Origin of the sequence: Scytonema hankhaensis NUACC26, from assembly GCF_045865695.1 — a bacterium.
Taxonomy (GTDB): domain Bacteria; phylum Cyanobacteriota; class Cyanobacteriia; order Cyanobacteriales; family Nostocaceae; genus Scytonema.
Genome location: NZ_BAACAP010000159.1, coordinates 1 through 24810, shown reverse-complemented (window position 1 = coordinate 24810; position 24810 = coordinate 1). Strand labels below are relative to the sequence as shown.

The window sequence follows — 24810 nt, the reverse complement described above, 5'->3', positions numbered from 1 at the left end:
TTTAAATAATACACACAAGGATCTATATATTTCTAGTATATACACTCTTCGCTATTAGATATATGGTCTTTAATATTTGTCAGATCTGTAGTACTTTTATCACTAGAGACTAACATAACATTCTCTATAGTATTATTATTAAAGATTCCCCCAACTTTAAATAATAAATTATTGCTATTCTTTGACTTTAATATAATCCAATCGTCTTTTCCAATAACATCTCCATATGGTGATGAGTCAAGAAACCTATATGTTATCTTTTCGTTACTCCCATTTTTTATTAAAACTATTTTTCGACGCATAAATGCTAAATAATTAGGCACAAAAGGATTTCCTATATCTCGTGTAATTTTAGTGTATACAAAATCACTTCTCAAATCTCTCTCATAAAATGTTGTTGTTTTATATAGTTTAAATTTAAGATTTAGAGCATTTGGTAGATTATTCCTTTTAGAAATAGCAAAATTTGTTGGTAGGAGTTCGCTAAATGAAAAATTGCTAGATTCATCTTGAGAGTTAAGTAATTCTTCTACTAATGTACAAATTTCATTTAAATACCAAAATCCTTTCCCAAATCGTTCCCATAACCTATCTGTCTCCATGTTTTGTAACTCTTTTATTGTTTCCAAAAAGCCGAGGTTTTGTGAAGATTTTGCGCTATTCCACTCGCGTTCAAAAAGAGGATTATTTCTGTTTTTAACTTTATACTTGCCACCGCGATCCTCAGTTATTTTTAATAAGCTTTCTAGCAAAATACCTACTGCAGTTTTTGATTTATGTTCGGAATTATTAGCCTTACTTAAAGAATAAAAAGTATTATCTACTTTATAAAGCATACACTGCAAAATAATTTCAACAATATCAGATGGAGCATAAGATGACGAGGCTTTATTAAGTTTAAATGGCTCAAATACTTGAACTAAACTTGGTTCGCTAGATTGAAAATCAGAAACTTTAAGATAATCTTCCATTATATCCTTAACATTTTTCCCTGCTCGATCGTAAATCACTCTAATATTCTCGTAAAAACGCTCTGGTGATTCACCACAAGTGATTAAGTCATATACAATAGCTCCAAAACCGAACAAGTCAGTTCGTATTGTTTGCTTTTTGTACAAAATAACTTGAGTTTTTTTATCATTATTTAAATTATTTGTTTTTGTATTTAAAGTAATATATATGGGTGAATTTTCAGTTTTATTATCAATAACAATTGACTTAATACGATATGCTTTTCTATTCTTACTGAAGACTATATAATCATCATTCTCAATAATTGTATCGCGAAGTTTAGGATCGTAAGTAATTAGCTTGACATCACAATTATCTCCATTGCGATCGCTTACTTCAACTTCTACATCACAAATATCGAAATAATCTTTTTGTTCGGGTGAACGATAGTGGCGGGTACCAAGAGGTAGTTGTAAATTAGCTACTGGCAAAGCTTCAAATTTTAGCTGCTCCCCTGTATAAAGGAAACCTAAGTCACCAATCACACTCTTAACCTCAAGACCATCTGCTTTAACAAAGATGTTTGCAGGTTTTAAATCAAGGTGATATAAATCTGCTTTATGAATAGTTTCAAGACCTTGAGCAATATCCAATAAATACGGGAGTATAGTAGCTATACGATCTTCAAAAGTCATTTGTCTTAGAGGATGTTTTAAAAGTCATGATTGATGTATCAAATATTTTTTACCCCACCCTAACCCTCCCCTTATAAAAGTCCGGGAACTCGATTTCTCTTATTTCCCCCCTTTATAAGGGGGGATTAAGGGGGGTAATAATGTGATGAAAATGACAGACAGCCACTTTTCAAACATCCTCTAATACTGAATTGGTCAAGTCTTTTACCAATTATTCAGTAGCTCTCTAACTGGGAACTCTATCGATGTATCTTACCAGTTTTAACGTCCGAAAATGGCGAGACGGCGAGTGAAATTCCTTTTATGCTGAGGTTATTCCACTTGACATAAGTTTATGCTGACTGACGAGCAATGTTATCGTGCTATTTTGAGCCGAGATCGGCGTTTCGATGGAATTTTTTTTGTTGGCGTCTCCAGTACGGGCATTTACTGTCGCACGATTTGTACGGTTAAAACACCCCGTCGTGAGAACTGTATGTTCTATCCTAGTGCAGCCGCAGCAGAACAAGCTGGTTACCGTCCTTGCTTGCGCTGCCGTCCTGAATTGGCTCCAGGACAAGCTAAAATTGATGCAGTGAGTCGGTTAGCGGCAGCAGCAGCAAGTTACATTGAAGATGGCGCATTGACAGAACAATCGGTGAGCGAACTGGCAAACTCCCTCGGTATTAGCGATCGCCATTTACGTCGCGTACTTCAGCAGGAATTTGGTGTCTCTCCCATTCAACTCGCACAAACACAGCGATTACTGCTGGCTAAGCGGCTTCTAGCTGACAGTAATTTATCGATCGCGGATATTGCATTTGCTAGTGGATTTTCAAGTGTGAGAAGGTTGAATGCACTGTTTCAAAAGCGCTATCGACTGAATCCCACGGCATTCCGCAAAGCCACAAATCAGCCACAGGATATTTTGTGCTGCGAGCTTGCTTATCGTCCACCTTTAGATTGGCAAGGGTTACTCAGCTTTCTGCAAGGTAGAGCGAGCAGAGGTGTAGAAGCGATTGAAGGCGATCGCTATCAGCGTACAGTTAGAATAGACCAACATCAAGGCTGGATTCGGGTGTCTTCCATTCCCAACCAAGACAAATTGCAAGTAGAACTCTCAGCCTCGCTAGTTGCGGTCATTTTACCCGTTCTAACCAGAGTAAAAGCACTCTTCGATCTAGCAGCCGATCCAGTATTAATCGCTCATCATCTTAGAGATCTCACTGTATCCTGTCCCGGCTTGAGAGTACCAGGTGCTTTTGATGGATTTGAAGTTGCAGCACGTGCAATTCTCGGTCAACAAGTGAGTGTTAAAGCTGCAACAACTTTGATGGGAAGATTAATTGAGACGTTTGGTACGCCAATTCAAACTCCAATTTCTGGACTGACGCATCTGACACCCACTCCAGCCCAAATTGCTCAATTATTACCACAGGATTTAACTGCATTAGGAATCTTGCTAAGCAGAGCAACGTCAATTATTGCGATCGCTCAAGCGATTGTCAACAGAGACTTGCGACTGGACGCTTACTCAGAAATTGATACGACAATTGCTCGTCTTAAAACACTCCCTGGAATTGGAGAATGGACGGCTCAATACATTGCGATGCGAGTGCTAGCATATCCAGATGCGTTTCCCTACGCCGATTTAGGATTACGTCAGGCATTAAACGTTGAGAAGCCCGCACAAGTCTTACAAATTGCCGAAGCATGGCGTCCTTGGCGAGCATATGCAGCAATGTACCTTTGGAAATCTTTGGAGCAAGTTGGATGATTTACTACAGATGGCTAGACAGTCCTCTAGGAGAGTTATTGCTCGCCTCAAATGGGCGATCGCTAATCGGATTATATCTAAAAGGACAGAAGTTTTTCCCAGAACAAACCGAAGACTGGCATAAGTCAGAGCAAATCGACCCCTTTGTCCAAACTCAAGAACAGATTGCTGAATACTTTGCCCACCAACGCCAACATTTTGACATACCCATTGAGCCACAGGGAACAGCGTTTCAAAAACAAGTTTGGCAACTATTGCTTCAAATTCCTTTTGGTGAAACAATTTCTTACGGAGCATTAGCCAAAAAGATTGGAAAACCCGTCGCATCTCGTGCTGTTGGAACCGCTAATGGACGAAATCCAATCTCGATTATTGTGCCTTGTCATCGAGTCATTGCATCTAATGGGAAGTTAACAGGCTATGCAGGTGGACTCGATCGCAAACAATGGTTGCTTCAGCACGAGCAGACAAAGATAGCTGTCAATTATTTTAATCCAGTTCCGCGAGCGCTTGCTCTGTTTGACGAAAATTAATACCATTTTTCAAAAATAAAGAATGCAATACATAGATTTTGTAGGGGTGCAAGGCATTGCGCCCCTAAGCCTAAATCTGTTACAAACATTTTTTGATTTAGTATTAAATCTTCGTTTTTCACAATTTCTATTTTGTCAATCCAACATCATGAAAATTTCAGATACCCTTGAGCTTTTGTTGCTTGCAGCATTGTGGGGTGGTTCGTTCCTATTTATGCGAATTGCAGCCCCTGTGTTAGGTCCTGTTTGGTTAATCGAGTTTCGAGTATTATTAGCTGGATTAATACTACTGCCAGTTCTGATGCGATTGGATCTGTTGCAAGAGATTCGACGAAATATCATTCCACTCATTGTCGTTGGATGGATGAATTCTGCCATTCCATTTTTACTCCTTGCTTTTGCATCTGTGTCTCTTCCTGCTGGATTTACGTCTATCTTGAATGCTACAGTACCCTTATTTGGCACTATTATTGCTTCCGTTTGGTTAAAGGAGAAATTAACCACGACTCGAATCATTGGCTTTGTGTTAGGGTTCACAGGCGTAGTCATTTTGGTCGGCTGGAAAGCTGTTGTAGGCACACCAACTTTCTTTATAGCAATATTGGCTGGATTATGTGCAGCTTTGATGTATGCGATTTCAGCCCCATACATCAAACAAAATCTCACAGGTGTTCCTTCACTAGTCGTTACAACTGGCAGTCAACTCAGTGCAGCATTCTTACTCTTGCCTGTGTTACCGTTTACAATACCTCAACAAACACCATCTATGGCTGTTATAATATCGGTTATTGCTTTAGCTTTATTATCAACAGTTTTTGCTTATTTTCTCTACTTCAGACTGATTCAAAATGTTGGTTCAACTAAAGCTTTAACAGTGGCTTATCTCATTCCTCTATTTGCAATGCTCTGGGGTGCGATCGTATTACAAGAAGCCGTAACGATGACAATGATATTAGGTTGTGGTTTAGTGTTGTTGGGAACTGCGATCGCGAACATGACAAAATCATTTACACTTAAATAGTGTAATCTATTATCATATTTTTGATAGTAAAATTATAATTTACAGGAATTATGAATTAGGTTTGCTCATGCTACAATCAATTGAAGGAGTGTATAAACACGGTCAGATAGAACTTTATGAACTACCATCAGACGTATCAGAAAGCCGTGTTATTGTAACTTTTTTAGAGCCGAAAACAACTCTGGTGCAAAAGCAGATAATGCGGTTTAGTATGTTTTCTGGAAATAAACAATCAACGGAAGAAGATTTTCACATTGCCAGATTTCATGGGGATACAGACGATGGCTTAGATTGGTCATAAGCAATTATGAAGTATGTCGTTTCTCAAGAAATTGTAAAGCCAAAATCAGAACATCCATGGATGAAGTTCACGGGTAAGTATAAGGATGATCCTCAATTTGATGATATGCTTGCCGATATTGAAGCATATCGACGCGAACTAGATGCGGAAATGGAAGAATCTACTGTAAGATACAAGTAGGATAAATAATTACACTTTTTTAAAATCATGAGTCTTGAACAAGCCGTCTTGGAAAAATTCCGCCAGTTACCTGTAGATAAGCAGCAAGAGTTATTGAATTTCGCAGAATTTTTATATCAAAAAAATACTGCTAAAACTCCCCTACGTAGTATTAGAGGGTTGTGTGCTGATTTAGCAATAGATATCACAGAAGAAGACATTACCCAAGCGCGTCAAGAAATGTGGGGGAATTTTCCAAGGGATATAGTCTAATGACATCAGTAGTAGCAGATACACACACTTTAATTTGGTATATTTGATTAACTGTTCCTGATATGCCAGATAGGATTATAGCAGCTACTGCTTTCTCTTTAGGTCTTCCCCTAGTTACCTGTGATTCACGAATCCAAGGACTAACAACTATTCAAACTATTTGGTGATGAGGTGAGAAAAATGCAAGCTGACAAAATATCAGAGCAAAAATTACTTGAAAAAATTCATCAGCTAATTCCCGAACAAATTGTGCTAGTTGAAAATTTTATCGATTCCCTATACCAACAACATCCGGATTTTAGCCTCACTCTAGCAGCTGCAAAGCTTTCTGAGCCAACTTTGAAAAAAATCTGGGATAACCCCGATGATGCTGAATATGACCAACTATAAATTTGGTAATGATGAAGCTGAAATCACTCAGCAACGCCCGCCTGTTTTTCTCGATCCCATTCATTGACACCACAATAACAATTGTCAGGCGAGAGCGCTATAATCTACTGAATCGCAAATACATTCGTTCGTTAGCTTGATTCATTCAACTATCACCTTAAAGGTAATAAGCTCTCTAAAACTTCTGCTAAATAATAAACAGATTGCACTATAATATCAACAAATATGATAGAAATTAAGGTTATAGATGATGTCTTTAAAGCTTTAAGCCTCTGGTGGTTTACTGACTCTCCTTATAGAAAACATAAGAGGAATACCGAACACAAAGAAAATGATAAGGCCAACTATCAAGTTGGTAGGCCATGGAATAACAGCTAAAGCCAGAGAGATTTGGATTACTATTCTCATAATTTGACTTAATACACTATCAATCTGAGGACTGCGCCAGTGACCAGTTTTGCACCATACTGCAAAATGTTCACAGTTCCGTCTTCCAAGATCATACAGATTTCATCGCATTGTTATATTTTTCTTCTACAGCTATGAAATCTAGAGGATTTTTTCTTAGGTCGTCTCCTAGTAATGTAATATATTCACTAAAATATTTACGTATACGTAATTCTTCTTGAACCAGTAACCCATCTACATAAACTTTATTTGAGATCGCAATCAATCCTCCTGGTTCGGGTTGTCCTTCAGTTGCACTCTCACCTTTAATATATATTTGGATATTACTATCCGTGCATAAAATAGCTTGCTTCAGCTTGTTACGACGAAGTTCTTGGGTAAATAAGTTGGTGAGAAATTTGGCGATCGCAACTCCGGCTTTTACTTCTTTTTCTTTAAATAAAGCTCGTGGCGTACTTGTTGGAGAAGTAGAAAATTTTAGATTTACCAGGGAATCTTCCAAGTTTTTATAACTTTCATCAAATGAATTTTTTTTTCCTTTTTCTCGCTCCCCGTTTGCTATCATAACTAAAGCAGTCATGTAATCAATCAAGACCTTATTTACTGTTCTTGTTTGTGTTGATACTCTTTTAAAATTCCCATGACAAAATTCTTCTAGAGGTAGACGCTGTGTAAATACAGTTGGAGAAGCAGGTGTTCCAGCAAATTGAGTGGCTCTGATACATGATTCATACATATCTTCAGAAATAAATTCTGCAGAACCATTAAAGTTTTCAAGCGCACTTTCAACAGCTTTTAATGATGGAATGTTGCGTCCGCAACTACTTAGTAAAATACTGACAGCAATTAGCATTATAGATTTGTGGGCATTAGGAAAAATCTGTTTCAATTAATAAAGTCCTTCATGTAACATCAAAATTAATCAATCCTCTCAAAACTTAGGAAAAGCGTTTATTATGAACTACAAAGATTCTGCGTGTTGTTGTCTTTAGTCCTGATGGAGCAATACTAGCAAGTGGAAGTGACAATCGCACTATCAAACTTTGGGATGTAGAAAGCGGTCAATGCCTCCATACTTTGCAAGGACATACTCATGCCGTTTGGTCGGCTGTTTTTCATCCCAATGGTCAGACACTAGCAACGGGAAGTGGAGATAAAACAGTCAAGTTTTGGGATATCAGTACAGGCAAATGCTGGAGAACTTTACAAGGAAATCAATTTGAAGCTGTTGTTTCAGTTACTTTTAGTCCCAATGGAGAAACTTTAGCGGCGGCTGGCGAAGCATCTGTAATTAGTTTGTGGGATGTCACAACAGGGAATTGTATCCAAACGTTCGGAGAATACACTAGACGTATTTGGTCAGTGACTTTTAGTCCTCAAGGTAATATTCTTGCAAGTGTTGGTAGAGACCAAACTATAAGGCTGTGGCAAGTTAGTACAGGAAAGTGTCTCAAAACTTTACAAGGTTGTGGAATATTAAGACAGGAGAATGCTCGCAAATATTACCCGGTCACACAAACGTAGTAACTGGTGTAAAGTTTGGTCTTGATGGCGATATAGTTGCTAGTTGTAGTCGCGATCGCACTATCAAACTTTGGAATAGATACACGGGAGAATGCTTAAAAGCACTTTTTGGACACAAGCATTGGGTTTTGGGAATTGCTCTCCATCCTAACGAACAAATTCTAGCGAGTGCGAGTCAAGACCAAACAATTCGACTTTGGGATATTTTGATAGGAGAGTGTCAGGAAATATTGCGATCGCCTCGTCCTTATGAAGGTATGAATATCACTGGTATCTCTGGCTTAAGCACACCCCAGATAGATACTCTCACAGCTTTAGGAGCTATTTATTTTCACTAAGGTTAAACTATCAAATACTCATAGCGATTTTCATCCGAATGAGGTACGGCTTCGTCCGCGTGCATCAGCGTGCATCAGCGGTTCCATATTGAAAGAAATTCTGAGTGCAACTTTAGAAGAAGCACTGGAACTTTTACGTTTGGGAGAAGCATTAGTAGAAATTAGTGGAGAATAAGACAAAAATAGGACTGACAGTTATGCCAGTCCCATTGAAATTATGACTCAAAAAAGCAAAACTAAGTTTTTAGACGTAAAACAAAGCGGTATAGGTTGCATGCTTTGCTAGAAACCTAGTTTTTACACAAGTGTAAAAATTAACCTGGTTGATTTGCAAGGCGAGTTTCACTCAAACGCCATTTTTCAAGCATTTCTGCTCGATTTTGACTGAGGTTTATACTATCGCGCTGTGTTGTGTTATTCGTCATTGGTAAAGATTTTAAGTAGGGTGGGCATTGCCCACCACCAAGTCTTTTGGTAGGCATTGCCCATCCTAGATAGCAAACAAATAAAAACTCCCGACACTTGATGTGGGAGCGATTGTCTTTGACTTTTAACCGAACTAGAGACGCAAAGAGTTGCGTCTCTACATCCCTAGGTTACTTAGCACCAACTACGCCAAGGTTCTTTTGAATTTCAGTCTTAGCAGCTTTGAATTGAGTTGCAAGTTGCTCGCTTTGATCGGAGCTTAAGTTGTTGCGGATAGCAGCAAACATTGTGCTTTCTTCTTGACGGATATGATCGCCAACAACATCCATGAGCTGTTTGATCTTATCCTTGAACTGATCCACGTTAGAAGGATTGATAGCCTTGATTTGCTCTAACAACTTCTTGATTTCATCTTGCTCGTCGTAAAGCTCTTGAGTGTCGTTCTGACCGTAGAAAGGACGCACTGCAGGATATACAACTTGCTCTTCAGCTTCAGAGTGAGCAGTTAGATCCTTATAGATTTGACCGAAGTACTCTTGAATCTTTTGAGGATCGTTGCTAGCTAAAAGTTCGGTGAACAGGGTGTTTACCTTATTGTGATCCAGACGGATAACGTCTTGAACGTTCAGGTCGTCCTTATCAGAGGTTTGGGTAACGGCGCTACCAAATACACCGCTTAATGCAGCCATAGCGTCTTGAACGCGACCCCAAATACCTTGATCCGCGTCTTGACCAGTGAGTTCGCGAACACCCAGAATCTCTAGAACACCCTTGAGTTGCTCTTGGTGAGCGCGGTTCTCAAAGTTAACAGTGTTCAAGGGTCCAATTGCAAGCAATACGTCAGCACCAACTTTTTGTGCTGCTTTATGAATGGTCAAGCCAGTCATTACTTGCTGGTGCTTCAGTAATTCGTGCTGGAATACTTTTTCATACAAGCTCAATTCGGAGCCTTGCTGCAACTGACTTATCTTCTCAATCATTTGTGCAACGGTTTTTTCTGGCTCAGCTTGAATGCCATACTGACCGATTACAGTTTCCAGAACACCTATGTTCTTGTTGTCATCATCAAGCATCTTGCGGAAGCGATCGGCAACTTCTGAATCGCTAATTTGACCTAGCAACTTTTGCTCATTTTCAATGATTAGCTTTTGGATTGCCTTCATATCTGCTAACTTAATAGCAATAGCAGAACGCTTGGTATCATCTAAAGTTGCAACCATTTTCTGGTTCCCCTCTGGAATATTTTGTGTATTGATTTCAATTTCAAATTTGCCCAATGATTTATTATCTTCCATCTTTCTTTTGACCGATAGCTTTCAAAACTTCGGGTAGAAAAAAGGAAATTTCCCTGAATTCAAGTAAATCTATGCTCTTAGAGAGACTAATCTCTTATTTTGATTACCCCATAAGACAGATTAATTCTTTACGCCAATTTTCTAGATTGGCGCAAGGAAGGTCAAGTAGGAGATAAAGACGCAATGCCCGATAGTCCGGGACTCGGAGAGCAAGCACTCAATAAAGCTGCTGAAGTAGGGTTATCTAGCCAATTAGACGCGGTAGAGAATCTGGACGTAAATATTCAAACAGATCCCATTAAACTCATTCAGGGTGAAGTGGATGCTGTGAATATTGAAGGCGAAGGTTTGGTTATGCAAAAAGACCTTCGCATGGAAGAATTGGAGATGCATACGGGTAGTGTAGCTATCAATCCCCTAAGCGCTGCTTTTGGAAAGATAGAACTTACAAAACCAACAAAAGGAAATGCCAGGGTTGTTTTAACTGAAAAAGATATTAACCGTGCCTTTAACTCTGAATACGTTCGCTCCCAACTGCAAGAGCAAAAAATTCAGAAGAATGGGCAATCTATGACAGTTGTTCCCCAACAAGTTGATTTTCAGTTACCTGGTAATAATCAAGTTACGTTAAGTGCTAATGTAATTTTAAAAGAAAATAACGAACATCATAAAGTAGCCTTTTCAGCAGTACCTAAAGTCAGTGCAAACGGACAAACGGTTTCTCTAGAAAATGTTGAATACGGTGATACTCAAGAAATTTCTCCCGAACTTACAAAATCTTTAGTAGATGCAACAAGTGAAATTTTAAATTTGAGTAACTTCGACTTAGAAGGAATGACTCTCCGAATTCAACAATTAGAAGCTGAACAAGGTAAACTTATTATCCAAGCAGAAGCTTTTGTAGAGCAAATTCCTACAGAGTAGTTGATAAAGGAAGAAAAATGACAGAAACTCAAGAGAGAAACACAACACCTTATCCAAATATTCCTGCTTTTTTGGAAAGTGACAGCAGAGAGTTTCGGGATACTGGTATACCTAGTACCGTCTCCGTAGTAGGACACCCAATACACCCAATTCTCGTTCAATTCCCTATCGCTTTCCTTGTAGGAGCATTGTTAACTGATGCAGTTTTCTGGTTAAATGGAGACGTATTCTGGGCAAGAGCTTCTTTTTGGTTAATCGTTGGTGGTTTGGTAGGGGGTCTAGCAGCCGCTTTGACGGGTCTTTTGGATTTTCTCAGAATACCCAGAGTTCGCAAGCGCACAGCAGGCTGGGCGCATATGTTTCTTAATGTTGCGGCTCTTTTATTGACTGTTGTTAACCTTGCAGTCCGTTGGAATAATCCTATATCGGCTGTACTACCTTGGGGACTTGTTATTTCAGTTGTTGTGGCTACTCTTCTTGGTGTGTCTGGCTGGTATGGTGGCGAATTGGTTTACCGCCACAAAATCTCAGTTATTGGTAATGGTAGCCCAGACTACCCATAACGATCGCGCAAAGTACCCGTCATAGGCGATCGCATCCCACTCCGGATTTTTTGGTTAGAGATGGTCTACAAATGTATAGCGTTTTTCAGTTAGCTGCAATACATTAATAATGGTCTCGTGGAACGGGGCGTCCCCCCTAATTCTAAAATAATGCTATCTAGAAAAACTCTAAACTTTCACATCCTCTTATCTTTGCTCATCGTTACAACGGTGGGCTTTTTCTTTAAGTATTATGTCGGTCCCGCTCATCAATGGTTGAACAATTACGGGGCTGCAGTTTTTTATGAAATTTTTTGGTGTTTGTTTGCATTTTTATTTTTCAAAGGTCAAGCAGCTATTTGGCAAATCCCCTTATGGGTTTTTGTCATTACTTGTATACTAGAATTTTTACAACTGTGGCATCCACCTCTATTAGAGCAATTTCGCGCTACCCTAGTAGGTAAATGGTTGATTGGTACGACTTTTGCTTGGTGGGATTTTCCGCATTACTTGTTAGGGTGTGTTTTAGGGTGGTTGTGGTTGCAAAAATTACCAAGTCAAGGCAGAGGGTAGATACCTGTCCTCTTAACATAATGCAAAAAAAAGTCAAAGTTAAACCCAATTCAAAAGTTCTCAAAGTTGAGGAAAACGCTGATGGAAGTCTTACTGTGCGTTTAAAATCTCCGCCTGTAGATGGTAAGGCTAATGAAGAATTAATTCGATTACTGGCAGAAAAATTTGATGTGCCAAAATCTTGTATCACAATTAAATTGGGTCTATCGTCGCGGCAAAAGTTAGTTGAAATTGATACCAATCAGTGAACAGTAACCAGTAACCAGTGACCAGCGTAATAACTCACAACTCGACAGTTTGAAATGTTTTAATTTCTTCCGTGATGCGAATATATCCTGGTTGTGCTATCACTCTTTCTATCCAAGCTTGTATTGCAGCAAAGGGTGATAGGTTAAATCCGCCTTCCTCCGCTACATGAGTGTAAGCAAATAAACCAATATCAGCAATTGTGTATCGGTCTCCTACAAAAAAATGATGATTTGATAGATGATTTTCCATAACTTTAAAAGCCGCGTAGCCTTGTTCGCGTTTTTGCTCTATCGCTACACTGTATTCTTCAGCTTTGCCTAGTATGGAAATCCAATATCTCGGTGTAGCGATGTAAGGTTCGTGGCTGTATTGCTCAAAAAACAACCACTGTAGTACTTGTGCTCGTAAATAGGGATCGTATGGTAAAAACTCTGTTCCTTCACTGAGATACACCATAATAGCATTTGATTCGGTTAAATACTTCCCTGGTTGAATCTCCAAAACAGGAATCTTGCCGTTCGGATTTTTACTTAAAAATTCTGCTGTTCGGGTTTCACCATTGGTAATATTAACCTCTACTCTCTCAAATGGGATGCCAATTTGCGTCAATAAAAGACGTATCTTGTAGCCATTCCCTGATGGTAAAAAATCATACAAACGGAGGGTTTCCATGCCAAAAAAATTGGGATGAATTGGTTGATTGGTCATGTTGTAAAAATACAGCATATCTTTGAAAAAGACAAATAAATATGATAAAATATACAAAGAATAAAACATTTTACTAGAAAGAAGAATTCTCTGAAAAATAAAAAATAAAAGTAATCTTTAATGCCTTATCTGTAGAAGTTTAATATTAATCGTTGGTTAAGAAAAAAGTATGTGTGGAAGATTTACTTTGAGCCAGTCAGCAACAACTTTAGCACAAACCTTCCATGTGGAAACTTCTGACTTGGAGCCGAAATATAACATTGCACCTACGCAAATGGTATGGGCAGTCTTATACGACCAAATAAGTGAAAAGCGTAAATTAGAGCAGTTACGATGGGGACTGATTCCTTCATGGGCAAAAGACTCAGGGATGGGAGCCAAACTGATTAATGCTAGAGCAGAAACAGTGGCAGAAAAACCCGCTTTCCGTTCAGCGTTTAAACGCCGACGTTGTTTAATCGTGGCAGACGGTTTTTACGAATGGCAGCAACGCGACGGGAAGAAACAGCCGTTTTATTTTCGCCTACAAAATGGGGAAGCTTTTGGGTTTGCAGGATTATGGGAGGAATGGCGAGCGCACTCAGAAGAAACTGTATCTTCCTGTACAATTTTGACAACAAGGGCAAACGAATTACTCGAACCAGTCCACGATCGCATGCCAGTGATTCTCCATCAGAAAGATTACGATTTGTGGTTGGCTCCGCAAGTACAAACGTCAGAGATGGTACAACAACTATTGCAACCCTATCCATCTGAAGCAATGACTGCCTATCCTGTCAGCACAAGAGTGAACAGTCCCAAACACGATAGTCCAGATTGCGTTCAACCAATGAAAATGTAGCAGCAAATCAGTTAGATTAGCTAATGAGCAATTGGTTTGTAGTGAGTGCTAAGTACTCAAGTTCTTACTACACACCTTGCCACCCGCAATTATATTGACACTCGTATCATAATAAACTCAATATGCCCAGAACTCAGAGAAACGACAATTTCATTGACAAATCCTTTACAGTGATGGCAGATCTGATTCTCAAGATTCTGCCAGCAAATAAGAGAGCCAAAGAAGCCTTTGTTTACTACCGAGATGGAATGTCGGCGCAATCAGAAGGGGAATACGCTGAAGCCCTAGAAAACTATCAAGAAGCTCTAGAGTTGGAAGAAGACAGCAACGATCGCAGCTACATCCTCTACAACATGGGGTTAATTCATGCCAGTAACGGGGATCACGATAAAGCTTTGGAATTGTATCATCAAGCTTTAGAATGCAATCCCCGCTTACCCCAAGCCTTAAATAACATTGCTGTTATCTACCACTATCAAGGAGAAAAGGCAAAGGAAGCAGGAAACGAAGACCTTGGAGAATCGCTATTTGACCAAGCTGCTGATTATTGGATTAGAGCAATTCGCTTAGCTCCCAATAACTACATTGAAGCCCAAAACTGGCTCAAAACAACCGGACGCTCTCAAATTGACGTATTCTTTTAGTCAATAGTCAATAGTCATTTGTCCTTTGTCCTTTGTTAAAGGATTAAGGACTAATGACCAATGACCAATTCCCAATCCCCAATCCCCAAATTATGATTGACCGCGAACAAGTCCATAAAGTCGCTCTTTTAGCTCGATTAGAGTTAACGCCAGAAGAGGAAGAGCAGTTCACCACACAGTTGGGGGATATTCTTGATTATGTCCAGCAACTGAATGCATTAGATGTGACTGATGTACCACCTACAACACGGGCAATTGATGTCAGTAATGTAACACGACCAGACCGACTGCAACCCTATAGCGATCGCGAAGCTATTCTTCAAAGCGCACCCGAACAAGAAGGTGAGTTTTTCAAAGTTCCAAAAATACTTAATCCTGAAGAATAGTTACCAACCACTAAATACTAACTAAAACAATGAGCTTGGGAATCCTGAAAGATGGTAAGTGGGTCTCACAACGGGAACAAGAGGACTCAAAAGGACAATTTGTCCGTCCCTCAACTACCTTCCGCAACCAAATTACAGCTGATGGTTCTAGTGGGTTCAAAGCTGAACCAGGACGCTATCATTTGTACATCTCTTGGGCGTGTCCTTGGGCAAACCGTACTGCCATTCTCCGTGAATTGAAAGGGCTGCAAGATGCGATCGGTCTTTCAGTAGTTGCACCAGAAATGCGGGATAATGGTTGGGAATTTTCTGATGAACCAGGATGCATTCCTGATACTATTAACAATACTCAGTATTTATGGCAACTTTATCTCAAAGCCGATCCTAATTACACTGGACGAGTTACAGTTCCAGTTTTGTGGGATACACAAAATGGCACGATAGTCAATAATGAATCTCGTGAAATTATCCGGATGTTAGACGCGGAGTTTGATGCTTTTGCCAAGCACAATGTTACTTTTTACCCAGAACACTTGCAAAAAGCTGTTGATGAGACAATTGATGCCATTTACCAACCTATTAATAATGGGGTGTACCGAGCTGGATTTGCTACAACTCAGTCAGCTTATGATGAAGCAGTCACTGAATTATTTAATGCTCTTAACCATTGGGAGAATGTTTTAGGAAAACAACGCTATTTGTGTGGAGAGAAAATCACTGAAGCGGACTGGTGTATGTTTACGACGCTGTTTCGCTTTGATGCAGTCTACTACCTGCATTTCAAATGCAATTTGCACCGGATTACTGAGTTTCACAATCTCTGGAATTATCTTAAAGACCTGTATCAACAGCCAGGAGTCAGAGAAACTTGTAACCTCGACCATATTAAACGCCACTATTACAAAAGTCATCCCAAGGTTAATCCAACTCGGATTGTTCCAAAAGGTCCGATTATTGATTTTGATGCTCCTCACGATCGCATGACAGTGACCAGTGACCAGTGACCAGTGACCAGTGACCAGTTCAGACACTCTCGTTCCCATGCTCTGCATGGGAACGAGGAAATACTGGTGACCACCAATGATGACAGGCGAGACGCCTGTCCCACACAACTAACCACCAACAACTAACCACTAACCACTAACAACTAACAACTAACCACTAACCACCAACAACTAACAACTAACCACTAACCACCAACAACTAACCACCAACAACTAGTCTTTGTTGTAATGTGGTAACAAATTCTGGGTAAGAGACTGCAGCCGCTTCCGCACGCTGGATGTGAGTGGTTCCAGAAGCGTTGAGAGCTGCAATCGCCAAACTCATGGCAATGCGATGATCTGTGTAACTATCAACCTCAGCACCGGAAAGGGGAGTCCCTCCAGTAATTTCCATACCGTCAGGTAACTCTGTGACTTTTGCTCCCATTTTATTCAGTTGATGCGCCATAACTGCAATGCGATCGCTTTCCTTGACTCGCAACTCTTCAGCATCTCGGATGACTGTTGTGCCTTCCGCAAAAGCTGCTGCAACTGCTAAAATAGGAATCTCATCAATTAACCTGGGTATAATATCGCCTGCAATCGTGCAACTCTTCAAACGGCTGGAACGTACCCGCAAATCTGCTACTGGTTCTCCTGCTACCGTGCGCTCATTTTCTAGCTCGATGTCAGCACCCATCATTTCTAACGCTTCTAAAATACCTGTACGGGTGGGATTGACGCCAACATTTTCAATCGTCAATTCGGAATTTGGTACGATCGCTCCTGCGACTAACCAAAATGCAGCCGAACTGATATCTCCCGGTACAATTACCGTTTGTCCGTGAAGTTGAGATGGTCCGGTGATGGTTACGCTGTTGGTGTCGGGGTCTACAGTTAATTCTGCTCCAAAAGCCTTTAGCATTCGCTCGCTGTGATCGCGAGAGAGGGCTGGTTCGGTGACTGTGGTTTTTCCCTCTGTTAATAAACCTGCAAGCAGAATGCAGGATTTTACTTGTGCTGATGCAATGGGAGAATTGTAGTGGATGGGTTTGAGAGATGTTCCCTGAACTGCAAGAGGAGCTAGCGAATTTCCTTTACGCCCCCATATTTGTGCTCCCATCTCTTGTAAAGGTTTAATAACACGAGACATGGGTCGCGATCGCAATGAATTATCTCCCGTAACAGTAAAGAAGCGTCCCGGATGAGATGCGAGAAGCCCTAACATGAGACGCATTGTTGTTCCAGAGTTTCCAGCATTGAGCACATCAACGGGTTCTTGTAAATTTCCCAACCCAATACCTTTCACCTTCACGAGTTCCGTATTTAATTCGGAAATTTCTGCTCCCATAGCTTGGAAACAACTGGCTGTGCTGCAAGGGTCTTCCCCCAAAAGCAAACCTTTAATAGTGGTTTCTCCAGATGCTAGAGCACCCAACATTAAAGCTCTGTGGGAAATGGATTTATCCCCAGGAACTCGGATACGACCTTGTAAAGATAAACCAGTAGTTGGTCGCTCAATGATTAAGTTTTGAGAAGTATTTTCCCTGATTTCTACAGTTATGACAGAAGCTGACATTAGGATAATCTGACGTGTGACTGCGCTAGTATCCTATCGCTTTCTCAGTACCGTCAGATCTACCGATGTTTGTTAATTTCTGAAACGTTTATTGGCTTTTAACCCTTTTCGCTCCCATGCTTACTCACCATCGCAAGCCCGTGTCCTTATCACTCGTTTCTACAGACCTACCTGTTTGGTCTGTTGTTGAAACTGCCGCAACTCTTTATCAAAAAGATCGCGATCGATTCCACTTACTTTTAACAACACCACCTGTAAAGAATTGTAAAACAGAAAGTTTTCATTACCAACAGAAGCATTTATCGCAAGAATTAAGCAATGCTGTTCTGACTAGCCCTAGAGTCCTTTGGTTAGAGATTTCTCCTTACCGAGTCATTATGACCATGCAAGGTAACAATCAGTTGAGTTACCGTCATTTTTGGGAACAAGGCGTTTACGGAATCACCCGTTACTGGTTACCTGGCGAACCGATCCAACAGAACGATCCCATACGCTTGCGTAATTTTACTCGCAATTTAAAATTAGACGGACATCCTTTTCCCCAGCATTTGCGAGTAGAGTACGAATTGTGGACTGGAGAAGTTCAATTGGGAAATTACGTTCTTCAATTAGATATTAAACACTAATTGCTATTAGTAGGTAGGGCTAAAGCCCACCATTTAGTACTGGTGGACATTGCCCACTTTACGCCTAATAGCCATTAGCCAAAATAATTAGGTTCGTTACCAGGTTTCCATTTAATATTGCAACCTACACTTGGCTTTTGCTCGCTTAAGAGCGATCGCTCTGCCAAGACATCCTCCACAGCAACACGTAAATCTGCACCTGTTACAGGTTTGCCGTTACTTGGACGACTATCATCTAATTGTCCCCTGTAAGCAAGCTTGCGATCGCTATCAAATAAGAAAAAGTCAGGAGTACAGGCGGCGGTGTATGCTTTTGCTGTTTCTTGGGATTCGTCATAACAAAGGGGAAAGTTAAAATCTAGCTCTATAGCCATTTCCTTTAATGACTCAGGTGAGTCATCTGGATAGTTTTTGGCATCATTAGCACTGATAGCAACAATAGCCAGACCTTTACCTAGGTAATCTTTACCCATTTGTGTCAGTTCTTGTTTTACGTGCTTGACAAACGGGCAATGCTGACAGATAAACATAACTAATAATGCTTTCTTCCCCGTGAAGCTAGAAAGCGAAATTGTTTTCCCAGATCTGACATCCGGTAACTCAAAATCCGGTGCTTGAGTACCTAGCGGTAACATCGTTGAAGCAGTTAAAGCCATAGACCACCGAATTAGTTATTGGTTAACAATTATCATTGTAAGGAAAAATGGTTTTAAAAGGAAACTTTTAGTATAGATAAATCATCATCAAACTTAGTTCTAGCACTGACAGAGTGAATTGCTGCCAACACCTGCTTGAGATAGCAATTATTTGTCTTTGTGTAACGAGTTAATAAATCTATCAAAGCATTAAGTCCCCAAATTTCTCCATCGAGTGTTGGAACTTCATACACCCCATCACTAAATATATATAAAGTACTGTTTTCTTCAATTTCAACAGTGTTATCTTCAAATTCATCATCAGGCAAAAATCCTATTGGACAACTGAGAGAGTCGAGTTTTTGCACTACAATATCTTGTTCGGATGTGTGGGATAACAGTACGGCTGGTGGATGTCCCGCATTAGCATAAACAAGTCGCCGTTGTATACGGTTGTATACTCCATACCAAATTGTAAAGTACTTATCATTGTGGTTTTCCATTTGGAAGGATTGATTGAGCGTACTTAAAACTTGGCTAGGTTGACAAAAATCAGTTTTGGGTAAAGATTGCGATCGCAAAACGTTGAGTACGGATACGGATAGCAAGGCTGAACCGACTCCATGTCCAGATACATCTAGTAGATAAATAGCCAGATGTTCGTCATCTATCCAATAATAGTCGAAACAATCACCGCCTAGCTGTATAGAGGGAAGAAACAGTGCTTCTGTAGAGATAGTATCTGAAAGTGGTGGAGGTAGGAGCGATCGCACATAACCTGCAGCCTCAGATAACTCTGTTTCTAAGATTTGTTTTTGAGTTTGTAAATCTTGATTGAGAATTTGTAAAGCTTGTTTCTGGTTCTGCAAATCTTGATGAAGTTGATGCAATCTTAACCCTGCTCTTACCCGTGCTTTGATTTCATTAACTTCAATAGGTTTAGAAACAAATTCATCTGCTCCCGCATCCAAACCCTGTACTCGGTCTCTTTCCTCACCTGGAGCTGCACCCCTAGCAGTCAGTAAAATAAAAAAAGTTGTTGCTAAGTTTGGATTTGACTTAATTTGACGGCAAACTTCCAGTCCATCTAAACCAGACATCATCCAGTCACAAATAATTAAAGCTGGCTGTAGTTGTTTTGCTAAGATAATTCCTTCTTCACCGTCACTAGCTACAGAAACATCGTATCCTTGCTTCTGAAGTGTGTTTTTCAGTGCCATTCGTACAATGGGATCGTCATCGATAATAAGAATTTTAAACATAAATTTAGAACCTTTATTGAAAAAACTTAACATCTTTAAAGACGACGATTACTCCCTTTCAGCTATAAAATTACCGCTCTTTGTAGTGTGCAATGCCCACCAATAGCGGCGAATGGTGGGCATTGCACACCCTACGTGTTTGGGTAATCTTCTGACGGGAAGGGAGTAGGTAATCTTTTGGCGGGAAGGGAGTAAACTCCAAACTATTATTAAGTTATAAGTTTCTTAATTAAACAAGTGAATTATAAAATTTTTCTAAGAGTCGATACAAATCTGACTGCTTCTTCCGCTATTTTGTCATGGTTTGAGCAAATTAACCAACCACCGCTTCTCGATAAAAAGATTTTGTGGCAATGCCAAACATTGCTTATAGAAGGTTTTACTAATGTAGTAGAACACGCTCATAAAAATCTACCCATAGAAACTCCCATTGAGATAGAAGCTGTACGCTTAGAAAATTCTATAGAAATCTGTATTTGGGCTTATGGAGAAGCTTTTGACCTCAAGCAAAAGTTACAAGAAATAGGTCAATTGGAAGCAAACGAAGAAGAACGCGGGAGAGGCTTGAAAATAATGGCTCTTCTGGCAGACGAGCTGAGGTATGAGCCTACAATAGATAATCGCTACTGCTTGTTTATACGTAAATACTATTAATTTTGGACACGAGATATTTAGTTATTTTTTCTTAAGACTTATTTTATAAACTGTAAATTTACGGTAGTAAAATAAATTTTTTTCCTTACGATCGTTTTCTTAGATTATAAAAATATAACTAAGATTAGTAGTTTAACATATTGGCAATCATCAAGCATATGAAACCCACTGTTAGTGTACTTCCCCTGTCTGGTGTCATAGATGGCGTTAGAGGCGATGAATTGCGTCGTGAAGTCAGAGATATCATGACGAATGGATCTGATATTGTGCTTATCGACCTTCAAGAAGTAAAATTTATCGATAGTTCTGGCTTGGGTGCCTTGGTGTCTGCAATGAAGGTTGTACGAAACTCAGGTGGTAAGCTTTATGTGTGCTCAATGAACGAGCGAGTCAAGATGTTGTTTGAGCTGACTAAGATGGATCGAATTTTTCAAAAGTTTGTCGATCGCGAAGAATTTAATCGCCATATACTGAGCAGTAACCAGTAATCAAGGTCACTGGTCACTGCTCAGGTGGTCACTGAGTAAGGTTTTTCAAAGTCATTCTTGGTTGGCTCTTGTTCAGAATGACTGCCTCATAAGGTACAACTCCAGCTAATTCACTACCAATACAGCGAGCTGCAACCTTAGATAAATCTAAAGTTCTAGGGGGAATATATGGACCTCGATCGTTGACTCTCACAATAACTGTCTTGCCATTTTTCAAATTAGTCACTTGTAAGTATGTGTTAAATGGCAATGATTTGTGAGCAACTGTCAACTCGTTTTGATTGAATGTCTCTCCATTAGCTGTCATGCGACCGTGAAAGTACGGACCATACCAAGATGCTAAGCCTACCATTCTTTTCTTGGAAGAAGTCAAGCCATACATTTCCTTCTGTCCTTCAACTAAGGATAGCTTAGGCACTTGCAACGCTTGACGCAAATTATTGACCCATTCTATCGCCAATAAGTCCCCACTCCGATGAGTTTTTCGCGAGACTTCTTTCCCAATTCCAAACAAAAAGCGATTGCCTGACATTAATGCTGGTATACCATCAACAAGAGCAGGACGTAATCGAGAGGCATCAAAGTTGGATGATTTCACAAGTCTTGCCAAGCGTTGTTGTATTAAACTAGCTTGTTGTTTGTCTGGTAAATTTACTACTACACGGTTGTTTAGCCACACTTCGTAATTGCTTATGCCTCGATTAACAACTACAACAGGCGAAGAAGTAGAATCAAAACCTGGTTCGATAGGATTGGGAAAGCGAAAGAAGTTTTGGAGCGATCGCAGTATTTGATTTGGTAGAAAATCTCGAGCGTCGGTCTCTGTGTCTATCAGATTTGGAACGGGTAGAAGACTTGCAACTTTAACAGCAGACCGCCTGGTTAAATTATCTTGTTGAAGACCGCAAAACCGATATGAGCTATTTTTCTCTTTCTTTAAGAGCTGAGTTGGTGGTTTATTGACATTTGGTTGTGATTCCTTATCGCCCCAATCTATTTTTAAAAACCTTGGTGACAGCATTGTTGTACTTACAACACTTATTTGCTGCTTATCGGGGATTAAAAATGGGAGAGGTTTGTTAACCAGTTTCCCTAAGTTGGATGACACTTTTGCCGGAAGAACATTTGTAGTCAAACTTGGTGGCAAGTTTTGGTTCAACGACAAAAAGGAACCAATCCAGGATGTAACCCAAAGTAGTCCAATCAATATCATGTTTCAGTAAGTTTTCAGGTAATGACACCTTTTGATGGTGCTAACCTTGTTCTTTGATAATGACAACCTCTCAATCACTAAACAGGTACTGTCTATTCTTACAAAATGTAAGAATTTACGCACAATTACGATTGAGATACTGAGCGATCCCAGCACGTATCATATTATCCTGTTGTTGCTAAACAAGCAAATAAAAGTTTTAGATATTTTTTGATTATTCCTCTAGTTTCAATTTAATTTTTTTATAACTGATTGCCCTCAAGCCCAGCAAAATGTGTATAATTTGCCTGTTTGACACCGTTTTTTGGAATTATGAATTTTGGAAAAAGTATTAACCTAAGATAGATTTACAACGGCTTTGGTATTAGGGATTGGGGATTGGGGATTGGGGACTGACGACTGGGAAAGAGGCATTTTCTTGTTTGGTTGTGCGATAAATTGGGGATTGGGGATTGGGGACTGGGGACTGGGAAAGAGACATTTTCTAGTTTGGTTGTGTGATGAATTGGGGATTGGGGACTGGGGACTGGGAAAGAGACATTTTCTAGTTTAGTTGTGTGATGAATTGGGGATTGGGGATTGGGGACTGGGGACTGGGAAAGAGACATTTTCTAGTTTGGTTGTGTGATGAATTAGGGATTGGGGATTGGGGACTGGGGACTGGGAAAGAGATATTTTCTAGTTTGGTTGTGTGATGAATTGGGGATTGGGGATTGGGGACTGGGGACTGGGAAAGAGACATTTTCTTGTTTAATTGTGTAATGAATTGGGGATTGGGGGACTGTCTTGAAATTGGGGGGGCTGTCTTAAAATTGGGAAGTGATGTTTGAGTTTTCTCAAACCATTCCAGGCTGAGTCTTCCGGTCGAGAATCTTGATTGCCTAATCGCCAGTCCCCAATCCCTAATCGCCAGTCCCCATTGCCCCTCAACAAGGAGGGGGCCCCGAGTTCCCCAATCGCCAGTCCCCAGTCCCTAATCCTCAAGAGATTGAAAAAAACAATGCTAAATGTAACGGATTGCAAAGTATAATGAAAACGAGAAAACAATTAAGAATTATTCAATATCACAAAGGTTAAATGCGAGTAGCGATCGCCGGAGCGGGTTTAGCAGGGTTATCCTGTGCCAAATATCTCACCGATGCAGGTTACACTCCAATCGTCCTAGAAAGCCGGGACGTATTGGGGGGACTGGTAGCAGCTTGGAAAGACAAAGACGGCGACTGGTATGAAACCGGGCTGCATATCTTCTTTGGAGCATATCCAAATATGCTCCAGTTACTGAAAGAGTTGGGTATTGACGATCGACTGCAGTGGAAAGAACACTCGATGATTTTCAATCAGCCGAACAATCCTGGCACTTACAGTCGCTTTGATTTTCCTGATATACCAGCGCCTTGGAACGGCATAATCGCTATTCTACGGAATAACGATATGCTCACCTGGCCGGAAAAAATTCGCTTTGGCATCGGTTTGATACCGGCGATGGTTCAGGGGCAAAAGTATGTAGAGGCAATGGATAAATACTCTTGGAGAGAGTGGATGAAAAAGCAAAATATTCCTCCGAGGGTAGAAAAAGAAGTTTTTATCGCCATGTCTAAGGCGCTGAATTTTATCAATCCAGAAGAAATTTCAGCAACGATTCTTTTGACGGCTCTCAATCGATTTCTTCAAGAAAAGAATGGCTCGAAAATGGCTTTTCTGGATGGTTCGCCCACAGAAAGGATGTGCGAGCCGATGGTGGACTACATCACCTCACGAGGCGGAGAAGTTCGCTTGAATGCGCCATTAAAAGAAATTTTGCTGAACGAAGATGGCACTGTCAAAGGATATGTCATACGCGGGTTGAATGGGGCAAGTGATGAGGTTGTGACAGCTGATATGTACGTCTCGGCAATGCCCGTGGACGTGATGAAGGTGATGATGCCAGAACCTTGGAAGCAAATAGAATTTTTCCAAAAGCTAGAAGGTTTGGAAGGCGTCCCAGTGATAAACTTACAGCTATGGTTTGACCGTAAACTAACAGATATCGACCACCTGCTGTTTTCGCGATCGCCCTTGCTAAGCGTTTATGCTGACATGAGCAACACTTGTCGCGGTTATGAAAGCTCCGATAAGTCAATGCTGGAGTTAGTTCTAGCACCAGCAGCCGATTGGATTGCTAAATCTGATGAAGAAATACTACAGGCAACCCTTGCCGAATTAGAAAAGCTATTTCCCGACCACTTCATTGGAGACAATCCTACAAAGTTGCTAAAATACCATGTCGTAAAAACGCCGCGATCGGTTTACAAAGCAACGCCCGGTCGTCAGCAGCACCGTCCAGAACAAGTGACTCCAGTTTCCAACTTCTATCTAGCAGGTAGTTACACGATGCAACGTTACTTGGGAAGTATGGAAGGTGCCGTACTTTCTGGTAAGCTGACAGCGCAGGCG

31 protein-coding genes and 1 pseudogene are annotated in these 24810 nt (G+C 40.3%); 23 read left to right on the top strand and 9 right to left on the bottom strand.

Annotated elements, in window-relative coordinates; genetic code table 11:
- Positions 1 to 32 precede the first annotated feature (32 nt).
- On the bottom strand, positions 33 to 1646 hold the full coding sequence (locus tag ACKTT2_RS12510; protein WP_407887201.1) for a protein kinase domain-containing protein: 1614 nt from the start codon (positions 1644 to 1646) through the stop codon (positions 33 to 35).
- A gap of 334 nt (positions 1647 to 1980) precedes the next feature.
- Here ACKTT2_RS12510 and ACKTT2_RS12505 point away from each other — a divergent pair, with 334 nt between their 5' ends.
- From ACKTT2_RS12505 to ACKTT2_RS12475, 7 genes are all read left to right on the top strand, one after another.
- A complete protein-coding gene (locus tag ACKTT2_RS12505) occupies positions 1981 to 3402 on the top strand; it encodes an AlkA N-terminal domain-containing protein (RefSeq protein WP_407887199.1) in 1422 nt (473 codons plus the stop codon).
- The gene (locus ACKTT2_RS12500; RefSeq protein ID WP_407887197.1) at positions 3399 to 3935 is read left to right on the top strand and encodes a methylated-DNA--[protein]-cysteine S-methyltransferase; all 537 of its coding nucleotides are present in this window, start codon (positions 3399 to 3401) and stop codon (positions 3933 to 3935) included. Before ACKTT2_RS12505 ends, ACKTT2_RS12500 begins: the two co-directional genes overlap by 4 nt.
- A 148-nt stretch (positions 3936 to 4083) precedes the next feature.
- The gene (locus ACKTT2_RS12495) at positions 4084 to 4956 is read left to right on the top strand and encodes a DMT family transporter (RefSeq protein ID WP_407887195.1); all 873 of its coding nucleotides are present in this window, start codon (positions 4084 to 4086) and stop codon (positions 4954 to 4956) included.
- 67 nt (positions 4957 to 5023) lie between these two features.
- Positions 5024 to 5257, top strand: coding sequence for a hypothetical protein (locus ACKTT2_RS12490; RefSeq protein WP_407887193.1), 234 nt, complete (start codon positions 5024 to 5026; stop codon positions 5255 to 5257).
- 6 nt (positions 5258 to 5263) lie between these two features.
- Entirely contained in the window at positions 5264 to 5437 is a 174-nt protein-coding gene (locus ACKTT2_RS12485; protein ID WP_407887191.1) for a hypothetical protein, read from the top strand.
- Positions 5438 to 5464: 27 nt separating this feature from the next.
- Positions 5465 to 5689 (top strand): DUF2281 domain-containing protein, encoded by a 225-nt coding sequence (locus tag ACKTT2_RS12480; RefSeq protein WP_407887189.1) that lies wholly within the window; start codon positions 5465 to 5467, stop codon positions 5687 to 5689.
- Positions 5690 to 5869: 180 nt separating this feature from the next.
- Positions 5870 to 6079: a toxin-antitoxin system, antitoxin component, Xre family protein gene (locus ACKTT2_RS12475; protein WP_407887187.1), complete on the top strand. Its 210-nt coding sequence runs from the start codon at positions 5870 to 5872 to the stop codon at positions 6077 to 6079.
- A 499-nt stretch (positions 6080 to 6578) separates the two neighbouring features.
- Here ACKTT2_RS12475 and ACKTT2_RS12470 read toward each other — a convergent pair whose 3' ends face one another.
- Positions 6579 to 7376, bottom strand: a complete 798-nt coding sequence (locus ACKTT2_RS12470) for a hypothetical protein (protein ID WP_407887185.1) — start codon at positions 7374 to 7376, stop codon at positions 6579 to 6581.
- An 80-nt stretch (positions 7377 to 7456) separates the two neighbouring features.
- On the opposite strand from ACKTT2_RS12470, the pseudogene ACKTT2_RS12465 reads away from it, so the two are divergent.
- The 3 genes and pseudogenes from ACKTT2_RS12465 to ACKTT2_RS12455 all read left to right on the top strand — a co-directional run.
- Positions 7457 to 7528 (top strand): annotated as a pseudogene (locus ACKTT2_RS12465) (hypothetical protein); the annotation flags it as partial.
- A 36-nt stretch (positions 7529 to 7564) separates the two neighbouring features.
- Positions 7565 to 8011: a WD40 repeat domain-containing protein gene (locus ACKTT2_RS12460; protein WP_407887182.1), complete on the top strand. Its 447-nt coding sequence runs from the start codon at positions 7565 to 7567 to the stop codon at positions 8009 to 8011.
- Complete coding sequence (locus tag ACKTT2_RS12455; RefSeq protein WP_407887180.1) at positions 7954 to 8349, top strand: WD40 repeat domain-containing protein; 396 nt, start codon at positions 7954 to 7956, stop codon at positions 8347 to 8349. The genes ACKTT2_RS12460 and ACKTT2_RS12455 overlap by 58 nt, the downstream gene beginning before the upstream one ends.
- 314 nt (positions 8350 to 8663) lie before the next feature.
- Here the strand turns inward: ACKTT2_RS12455 and ACKTT2_RS12450 are convergent, their stop codons facing one another.
- Positions 8664 to 8831, bottom strand: a complete 168-nt coding sequence (locus ACKTT2_RS12450; protein ID WP_407887178.1) for a hypothetical protein — start codon at positions 8829 to 8831, stop codon at positions 8664 to 8666.
- A gap of 114 nt (positions 8832 to 8945) precedes the next feature.
- Complete coding sequence (locus ACKTT2_RS12445; RefSeq protein ID WP_407887231.1) at positions 8946 to 9995, bottom strand: hemerythrin domain-containing protein; 1050 nt, start codon at positions 9993 to 9995, stop codon at positions 8946 to 8948.
- Positions 9996 to 10253: 258 nt separating this feature from the next.
- Here ACKTT2_RS12445 and ACKTT2_RS12440 point away from each other — a divergent pair, with 258 nt between their 5' ends.
- From ACKTT2_RS12440 to ACKTT2_RS12425, 4 genes are all read left to right on the top strand, one after another.
- Entirely contained in the window at positions 10254 to 10994 is a 741-nt protein-coding gene (locus tag ACKTT2_RS12440) for an LmeA family phospholipid-binding protein (protein ID WP_407887176.1), read from the top strand.
- A gap of 17 nt (positions 10995 to 11011) precedes the next feature.
- Positions 11012 to 11557: a DUF2231 domain-containing protein gene (locus ACKTT2_RS12435; RefSeq protein WP_407887174.1), complete on the top strand. Its 546-nt coding sequence runs from the start codon at positions 11012 to 11014 to the stop codon at positions 11555 to 11557.
- Between the two features lie 150 nt (positions 11558 to 11707).
- Positions 11708 to 12109 carry a ribosomal maturation YjgA family protein gene (locus ACKTT2_RS12430; protein ID WP_407887172.1) on the top strand — a complete coding sequence of 134 codons (402 nt, stop codon included), beginning with the start codon at positions 11708 to 11710 and terminating at the stop codon, positions 12107 to 12109.
- 20 nt (positions 12110 to 12129) lie between these two features.
- Positions 12130 to 12357 carry a DUF167 domain-containing protein gene (locus ACKTT2_RS12425; protein WP_407887170.1) on the top strand — a complete coding sequence of 76 codons (228 nt, stop codon included), beginning with the start codon at positions 12130 to 12132 and terminating at the stop codon, positions 12355 to 12357.
- 34 nt (positions 12358 to 12391) lie between these two features.
- Here ACKTT2_RS12425 and ACKTT2_RS12420 read toward each other — a convergent pair whose 3' ends face one another.
- Positions 12392 to 13030 (bottom strand): glutathione S-transferase family protein, encoded by a 639-nt coding sequence (locus tag ACKTT2_RS12420; RefSeq protein WP_407887229.1) that lies wholly within the window; start codon positions 13028 to 13030, stop codon positions 12392 to 12394.
- A gap of 205 nt (positions 13031 to 13235) precedes the next feature.
- Here ACKTT2_RS12420 and ACKTT2_RS12415 point away from each other — a divergent pair, with 205 nt between their 5' ends.
- The 5 genes from ACKTT2_RS12415 (at position 13236) to ACKTT2_RS12395 (ending at position 16067) form a co-directional block, all read left to right on the top strand.
- Positions 13236 to 13907, top strand: coding sequence for an SOS response-associated peptidase (locus ACKTT2_RS12415; protein ID WP_407887168.1), 672 nt, complete (start codon positions 13236 to 13238; stop codon positions 13905 to 13907).
- A 122-nt stretch (positions 13908 to 14029) separates the two neighbouring features.
- Complete coding sequence (locus ACKTT2_RS12410; protein ID WP_407887166.1) at positions 14030 to 14551, top strand: photosystem I assembly protein Ycf3; 522 nt, start codon at positions 14030 to 14032, stop codon at positions 14549 to 14551.
- Between the two features lie 92 nt (positions 14552 to 14643).
- Positions 14644 to 14937, top strand: a complete 294-nt coding sequence (gene gatC / locus ACKTT2_RS12405; protein WP_407887227.1) for an Asp-tRNA(Asn)/Glu-tRNA(Gln) amidotransferase subunit GatC — start codon at positions 14644 to 14646, stop codon at positions 14935 to 14937.
- Positions 14938 to 14966: 29 nt separating this feature from the next.
- On the top strand, positions 14967 to 15941 hold the full coding sequence (locus ACKTT2_RS12400) for a glutathione S-transferase family protein (RefSeq protein WP_407887164.1): 975 nt from the start codon (positions 14967 to 14969) through the stop codon (positions 15939 to 15941).
- 3 nt (positions 15942 to 15944) lie between these two features.
- Positions 15945 to 16067: a hypothetical protein gene (locus tag ACKTT2_RS12395; RefSeq protein ID WP_407887161.1), complete on the top strand. Its 123-nt coding sequence runs from the start codon at positions 15945 to 15947 to the stop codon at positions 16065 to 16067.
- Between the two features lie 73 nt (positions 16068 to 16140).
- Here ACKTT2_RS12395 and aroA read toward each other — a convergent pair whose 3' ends face one another.
- Entirely contained in the window at positions 16141 to 17499 is a 1359-nt protein-coding gene (gene aroA, locus ACKTT2_RS12390; protein WP_407887159.1) for a 3-phosphoshikimate 1-carboxyvinyltransferase, read from the bottom strand.
- Positions 17500 to 17615: 116 nt separating this feature from the next.
- Here aroA and ACKTT2_RS12385 point away from each other — a divergent pair, with 116 nt between their 5' ends.
- On the top strand, positions 17616 to 18125 hold the full coding sequence (locus ACKTT2_RS12385; protein ID WP_407887157.1) for a hypothetical protein: 510 nt from the start codon (positions 17616 to 17618) through the stop codon (positions 18123 to 18125).
- A gap of 74 nt (positions 18126 to 18199) precedes the next feature.
- On the opposite strand, the gene ACKTT2_RS12380 is transcribed toward ACKTT2_RS12385, so the two are convergent.
- Positions 18200 to 18781, bottom strand: a complete 582-nt coding sequence (locus ACKTT2_RS12380; RefSeq protein ID WP_407887155.1) for a thioredoxin family protein — start codon at positions 18779 to 18781, stop codon at positions 18200 to 18202.
- A gap of 53 nt (positions 18782 to 18834) precedes the next feature.
- Complete coding sequence (locus tag ACKTT2_RS12375; protein WP_407887153.1) at positions 18835 to 20022, bottom strand: SpoIIE family protein phosphatase; 1188 nt, start codon at positions 20020 to 20022, stop codon at positions 18835 to 18837.
- 237 nt (positions 20023 to 20259) lie between these two features.
- Here ACKTT2_RS12375 and ACKTT2_RS12370 point away from each other — a divergent pair, with 237 nt between their 5' ends.
- Positions 20260 to 20676 (top strand): ATP-binding protein, encoded by a 417-nt coding sequence (locus ACKTT2_RS12370; RefSeq protein ID WP_407887151.1) that lies wholly within the window; start codon positions 20260 to 20262, stop codon positions 20674 to 20676.
- 158 nt (positions 20677 to 20834) lie between these two features.
- Positions 20835 to 21164, top strand: a complete 330-nt coding sequence (locus tag ACKTT2_RS12365) for an STAS domain-containing protein (protein WP_407887149.1) — start codon at positions 20835 to 20837, stop codon at positions 21162 to 21164.
- Between the two features lie 28 nt (positions 21165 to 21192).
- Here ACKTT2_RS12365 and ACKTT2_RS12360 read toward each other — a convergent pair whose 3' ends face one another.
- Complete coding sequence (locus tag ACKTT2_RS12360; protein ID WP_407887147.1) at positions 21193 to 22377, bottom strand: septal ring lytic transglycosylase RlpA family protein; 1185 nt, start codon at positions 22375 to 22377, stop codon at positions 21193 to 21195.
- A gap of 1077 nt (positions 22378 to 23454) precedes the next feature.
- Here ACKTT2_RS12360 and pds point away from each other — a divergent pair.
- The coding region (gene pds, locus ACKTT2_RS12355; RefSeq protein ID WP_407887145.1) for a 15-cis-phytoene desaturase at positions 23455 to 24810 on the top strand (1356 nt) is incomplete at its 3' end.